6 protein-coding genes are annotated in these 6,054 nt (G+C 57.5%); 4 read left to right on the plus strand and 2 right to left on the minus strand.

The genetic code is table 11. The features are described from left to right. The 4 genes from ACN0VD_RS16645 to ACN0VD_RS16660 form a co-directional block, all read left to right on the plus strand. Positions 1–393, plus strand: a 393-nt coding sequence (locus ACN0VD_RS16645; protein ID WP_417596312.1) for an endonuclease domain-containing protein, incomplete at its 5' end; no start/stop codon positions are given. Beyond that, positions 390–1,184: a tryptophan synthase subunit alpha gene (trpA, locus tag ACN0VD_RS16650; RefSeq protein WP_417596314.1), complete on the plus strand. Its 795-nt coding sequence runs from the start codon at positions 390–392 to the stop codon at positions 1,182–1,184. The genes ACN0VD_RS16645 and trpA, both read left to right, overlap by 4 nt. A gap of 100 nt (positions 1,185–1,284) precedes the next feature. After that, on the plus strand, positions 1,285–2,139 hold the full coding sequence (accD, locus tag ACN0VD_RS16655) for an acetyl-CoA carboxylase, carboxyltransferase subunit beta (RefSeq protein ID WP_417596316.1): 855 nt from the start codon (positions 1,285–1,287) through the stop codon (positions 2,137–2,139). Between the two features lie 109 nt (positions 2,140–2,248). Next, a complete protein-coding gene (locus ACN0VD_RS16660) occupies positions 2,249–3,571 on the plus strand; it encodes a bifunctional folylpolyglutamate synthase/dihydrofolate synthase (protein WP_417596318.1) in 1,323 nt (440 codons plus the stop codon). Here the strand turns inward: ACN0VD_RS16660 and ACN0VD_RS16665 are convergent. Together ACN0VD_RS16665 and ACN0VD_RS16670 are read right to left on the minus strand one after the other, a co-directional pair. After that, on the minus strand, positions 3,568–5,265 hold the full coding sequence (locus ACN0VD_RS16665) for an AmpG family muropeptide MFS transporter (RefSeq protein ID WP_417596320.1): 1,698 nt from the start codon (positions 5,263–5,265) through the stop codon (positions 3,568–3,570). The two genes, ACN0VD_RS16660 and ACN0VD_RS16665, sit on opposite strands and share 4 nt — an antisense overlap. Positions 5,266–5,338: 73 nt before the next feature. Next, the coding region (locus ACN0VD_RS16670) for a DUF1223 domain-containing protein (RefSeq protein WP_417596322.1) at positions 5,339–6,054 on the minus strand (716 nt) is incomplete at its 5' end.

The following is a 6,054-nucleotide window of genomic DNA, read 5'->3' on the forward strand; positions in this document are numbered from 1 at the left end:
GTGATGCGCGATCCCAGACTGCTTGAATATGCCAAGCAATCCCGAAGAGAAATGACCGAGCCAGAAACAAGAATGTGGCTGCAACTACGAGCAAAACGATTTCGGGGAATCAAATTTCGCAAGCACAAGGTGATCGGCAATTATATCGTCGACTTCTCGTCCCGCAAACCGATGCTGGTGATTGAAATTGATGGCGATACACACGCCGGACGAAAAGAATATGATGGAGTGCGGGCCAATTTTCTGGAACAGCAAGGATATCAGGTAGTGCGATTTACGAATGAGGAAGTGATGCATAATTTGGAGGGCGTTTTGGAGGCTTTAGCTACGACCATCTCAGAGATGGCTCCCCCTCTCCCAACCCTCTCCCCTGAAGGGGAGAGGGCTAGATGACCCGTCTCTCAAACGCTTTCCCCGCCGACCGCGCAGCGCTCGTCACCTTCGTAACCGCAGGCGATCCGACCCCTGCCGATACCGGTGCCATACTCGACGCGCTCGTCGAAGGCGGCGCGGATATCATCGAGCTCGGCATGCCGTTCACCGATCCTATGGCCGATGGTCCCTCGATTCAGGCAGCCGACATCCGCAGTTTGGCCGCTGGCACCAGGACCGCCGATATTTTCAACATGGCGAAGGAATTTCGTCAGCGTCACCCGGATACGCCTCTGGTGCTGATGGGCTATGCCAATCCGATGACGATCAGGGGCTCCGAATGGTTCGCAGACGCCTGCGTCGACGCCGGTGTCGATGCCGTGATCTGCGTCGATATTCCGGTCGAGGAAGACGAAAGCCTCGGCGACGCGCTACGGGCAAAGGATGTTGCCGTCATCCGCCTTGCGACGCCAACCACCGATGCCGAGCGCCTGCCACAGATATTGAGCAACGCATCCGGCTTTCTCTATTATGTCTCGGTCGCCGGGATCACCGGCCAGCAACAGGCGGCCCAGGCGAGTATCGAAGAGGCGGTCGCCCATCTGAAAGCAGGCACCGACCTGCCCGTCGCGGTCGGCTTCGGTGTGCGCACGCCGGAACAAGCCGCCGATATCGCCCGCGTTGCCGATGGCGTTGTCGTCGGCTCCGCAATCGTCGAGATTGTCGCCGAACATGGCAAAGATGCACCGCCGCATGTCAGGGACTATGTAAAGTCGCTTTCCGATGCTATCAGGGCTGCCGGAAAAAAATAAATATCAAAAACCGTTCGCATCGAGCGAAGTCGAGATGCCTGCGGATAACAAGTCTCTCGACTACGCTCGAGACGAACGGAACAGAAGATAAGGGTAAATCATGTCCTGGCTAAGCAATGTCCGCAACAAGATCGCTTCGATCACCAAGCGCGAAACGCCCGATAATCTCTGGCACAAATGCAAGAAATGCGAAGCGATGGTGTTCCTCAAGGAATATGAGGACAATATGTATATCTGTCCGAAATGTGACCATCACGGTCGCATCGGACCGATGACCCGCTTTGCCCAGATCATGGACGAAAATAGCTGGAAAATGATTCCTTGGGCGCCGGTGAAAGAAGATCCGCTGAAATTCAAAGACCAGAAAAAATATACTGACCGGCTGAAAGATGCCCGCACCAAGACCGGCGAACAGGATGCACTGATTAACGTCAAAGGCACGATCGAATCGATCCCCTGCGTCGTCGGCGTTCAGGATTTCGCCTTCATGGGCGGATCGATGGGACTGGCCGTTGGACAGGCTTTTGTCGACGGTGCCAAGCGCGCGCTGAAAGACCAGTGCCCCTATATCATCTTCACCGCCGCCGGCGGCGCGCGAATGCAGGAGGGCATATTGTCGTTGATGCAAATGCCGAAGACCACGGTGGCGATCTCGATGCTGCGCGAAGCCGGCATCCCGTTCATCGTCGTGCTGACCGATCCGACGACCGGTGGTGTCACCGCCAGCTATGCGATGCTCGGCGACGTGCATATTTCGGAGCCCGGCGCGATGATCGGCTTTGCCGGCCAGCGGGTGATCGAGAATACCATCCGCGAGAAGCTGCCGGAGGGTTTCCAGACCGCAGAATATCTGCTCGAGCACGGCATGATCGACATGGTCGTGCACCGCAAGGAACTGCGCGAAAAGCTGGCCCAGGTCATGGGTTATCTGATGGCATGGAAAGACGCGGCTTGAAAAAGCCGCTCCCCTTCAGGGGAGGGGTTCGGGTGGGGCATGTCTTCAATCTCGACCTTGGTTTTCCTCCAACACGCCCCGCCACCGCCCCTGAAGGGGAGGAGAGATAATGGCAGACGGCGCCCGTTCCGATCATCCCGCGGTCCAGAAACAGCTCGACCGGCTGGAAATGCTGTCCCCCGGCCGCGACATATTGGGACTGGAACGGATCAGCGAACTCCTGAACCGTCTCGGCAGTCCCCATGAAAAATTACCTCCGATATTCCACGTTGCCGGCACCAATGGCAAGGGATCGACCTGTGCCTTCCTGCGCGCCGCGATCGAGGCGGAAGGGCTGAAGGCCCATGTCTACACCAGCCCGCATCTGGTTCGCTTCAACGAACGGATAAGGCTCGCCGGCAAACTGATCGACGACCAATATCTCGCCGAACTGCTCGCCCGGGTTCTCGACATCAGCGAGGATATCAACCCCAGTTTCTTCGAGGCCACCACCGCCGCCGCCTTTCTCGCCTTCTCCGAAACACCTGCCGATGCCTGTATATTGGAAGTCGGCCTCGGCGGCCGGCTCGACGCCACCAATGTCATCACCGACCCTGTCGCGACCGGCATAGCAGCGCTCGGCATTGATCATGAAGGCTTTCTGCTCAGCCCCGAAAAAGGCACGCCGGACGACCCAATGACCCGTATTGCATGGGAAAAGGCCGGCATCGCCAAAAAGAACACGCCCCTGCTGACACAAAAATATGCTGCGGACATGCTGCACACGATCGCTGATCATGCTGCAGATATCGGTGCGCAGCATTTTCCCCGCGGCGAGGAATGGGATGCAGCCACTTACGAAGGCCAGCTGCATTACAAAGACGCCGCCGGAAAACTCAACCTGCCCCTGCCCGCCCTCGTCGGTGCGCATCAGGCTGACAATGCTGCGCTCGCCGTCGCAATGCTGCGGCATCAGCATACCATCGCGATATCAGACAGCGCGTTAAAGGCGGCGATGGGCTGGGCCCACTGGCCGGCGCGGATGCATTTGCTGATTGCCGGCCCACTGACCCATTTGCTGCCCGGTGACGCGGAAATATGGGTCGACGGCGGCCATAATATCAGCGCGGGTCTGGCGCTGGCCAAGCATTTTGCCGATTATGAAGCGGGCTCGATCAATCTCGTGATCGGGATGATGGCCAACAAGGAGGCCAGCGCGATCATCACCCCGCTACACGAAAAGCTGGCCAGCGTAACGGTGATCCCGGTGCCCGGCCATGACAGCCACGCGCTGGACGACTATCCCGATCCCGATGCACCCGTGACTGAAGCCACCGATATTGCGGACGCACTTCAATCCCTGTCCGTTGGCACTGGCAAGACCGTATTGATCGCCGGCTCGCTCTATCTGGCGGGCGAAGTGCTGAAAGCGAACGAGCAGGTCCCGGATTAGGCGTTTTTCAAAGCTGTTGCATCAACACCCGACCTGGCGCCCAGACGCGAAATTCGGATCCATTCGATGATGCAGATTATGACCGCAATTCCGCCCATAGCGGTGGTCAAAAGGAATACCTGGAAATAGCCCTGCTCCTCAATCATCTGCCCCAATGCACCACGCCCCAACGTTCCGACCAGCATGGTGAGCGATGACAGCAGCGCATATTGAACTGCACTATAGCCCTTGGCGACAATCGACGACAAATAGGCAACAAAGGCTGCACCGGCGATACCGACTGCAATATTTTCGCCGGCAATAGCCATCATCAACTTGGCGAGTCCTGCATCCCCACCCAAATTGGCGATCAGCCAGGTGAAGCCCGTGACATCGCTGACCGATTGAACGACAGCGCCTCCTCTCGCCAGATCGGCATAGAGCAAATTGGTAGCAGCAGCCAGAACAGCACCCAGAGTAAGCGTCAACATGCGTCCCAACGTCGTGAGCATATAGCCGCCAGCGGCAAGACCCAGCATCAACGCGCCAACACCAAAGAACTTCGACGCGACCGCGACTTCATCTTTGGTATATTCCAGCTCTCCCAGGTAGAACGGATAGGCAAAACTTCCCCAGATGGAATCGGTGATACGGTAGGTCAGAACGAGACCCAATATAACAAGCAGCGCCCAGCCCAACCGTCCAACAAATTCTGTGAGAGGCAGGACCAGCGCGCGGTAGCCGTGATCAAGAAATCGCCCGGCGGTCGATTCAGCTGGAAGGTCCTGGCTCAACAGATATTGCCCGCTGCGTTCCAGTCGGACCAGAAATGCTGAGATGAAGACAGGGATTACCACCGTTGCCACCACAATCAGCGGTCCCATTGTCGAGATGAACGCGACTGAATCAGGTCGCGTTTCCGGATCGCTACCGAGCGATTGGACCATGAAAGTCCCGACCGTTATCAAGGCCCAACCCCACAGAATTGCTACGGCAAGCAATGCCCACCCCCTGATGCTCGGGTCAAGCTGGCCGGCTTTCCGCAGGCCGTGCTCATCTGCCATTTCCGTGGCGGTTTGCACGGTTGTCCTGGCATCGGGTGCAAAAAGACCGGCAAAGCCGATCAACAGCATTATGACTCCCATAGTCATATAAACCGTCGGCCAGTCCGTTCGTTCGGCCAGAAAAAGCGCCAGTGCGCCACCGACGAGCGCGGCGATCCGATATCCCATCTGATAAACGGTCGACAGGATATCGATCGTTGCCACTTCGTCGGCAACGTCGACCCGCCATGCATCGATCACGACATCTTGCGTAGCGGAAGCAAACGCACCGATACCAGCCAATAAGGAGAATAATCCAAGCGAAGAAACCGGGTTCAACGTCGCCAGAACAACCAATATGACACCAAGCAATATTTGCGCGGTCACGATCCATTGCTTGCGCTTACCCAGTCTTTTCAGGACCGGGACATTAATCCGGTCAAGCGCCGGCGACCAAAGAAATTTGAACGCATAAGCCAATCCGATAAGCGAGAACACGCCCATGGTTTCAAGATCAACCTCGGCGTCCGAAAGCCACGCGTAGAGCGTTCCGAGCAGCAACGCATAGGGCAGTCCCGCCGCGAAACCGAAGATCGCCATGAAAAGAGTTTTGCGATTACCCAGTGACGCGATTACTTTGCGCCAACCCGGTTTTTCTGCCTGCTCACTCACGCCATATTCTCCCTCGCACTGAAGGAATCTTTAGCGCCTATTCACCTGAATGCCAGCTTGATCTTGTAACGTTTCAAATATCGAGCAGCTTTGCCGCGACAATCGGCCCTGCGCCCGGCCGCTGGACGACAATCGCATATTTGTCCGCGCCGCTTACGCGCAATTGCCCGCTTGGGACAACAAACCGCGCGAACTTGCCGCGCCAGCTACCCAGATTGCGTTCAACCTTAACCACATTTGTGTAGTGCACGGTCCTGCCGCCATTTTCGCCGCTTCCGATACGCACGGTTTCCGCAGAGCTGAGCGCGATCAGCGAAACACCGGCCAAATAGTCGGACTTGCCGCTGATCGTGACGGTCAATTGACCTTCCGCATTGGTGGCTGCGCTGATCGCCGGGCCGGTCCGGTCGGCGCGTCGCACCAGCGAGCGGATATCATCTTCGCGCGACCCAACTGCCCCGCCACCGCCATTGACGATCATTTGCGGGGTGTAGACGCCTGACCCTTCATGGCCTTTCGCCGCATAGGCGCGCTGCAACCTCGTATTGTCCTCACGGGCCAGCGTGTCTTTCCAGCCAAGCCGGTCCCAGTAAGTCACCGGTCGCGTGATCACCAGCAGGGAGTCGTCTTTCGCCAGCCGACTGGCCAGCAAATCTGCAGGGGGACAGGACGAACATCCCTGACTGGTGAACAATTCGATGACAACGGGATTAGGGGGATGATTGTCATCGGCGGTTACCGGAGCGGAGCGGGCAGCGGAACCCGGTGCCAGTTGCGCGCCGGCAAATC

Origin of the sequence: Parasphingorhabdus sp., from assembly GCF_048267785.1 — a bacterium.
Lineage (GTDB): Bacteria > Pseudomonadota > Alphaproteobacteria > Sphingomonadales > Sphingomonadaceae > Parasphingorhabdus.

Bases quoted from the DNA above. Each gene is read 5' to 3' on its own strand.
- trpA (WP_417596314.1), top strand. From the start codon at position 390: ATGACCCGTCTCTCAAACGCTTTCCCCGCCGACCGCGCAGCGCTCGTC.
- accD (WP_417596316.1), top strand. From the start codon at position 1,285: ATGTCCTGGCTAAGCAATGTCCGCAACAAGATCGCTTCGATCACCAAG.
- ACN0VD_RS16660 (WP_417596318.1), top strand. From the start codon at position 2,249: ATGGCAGACGGCGCCCGTTCCGATCATCCCGCGGTCCAGAAACAGCTC.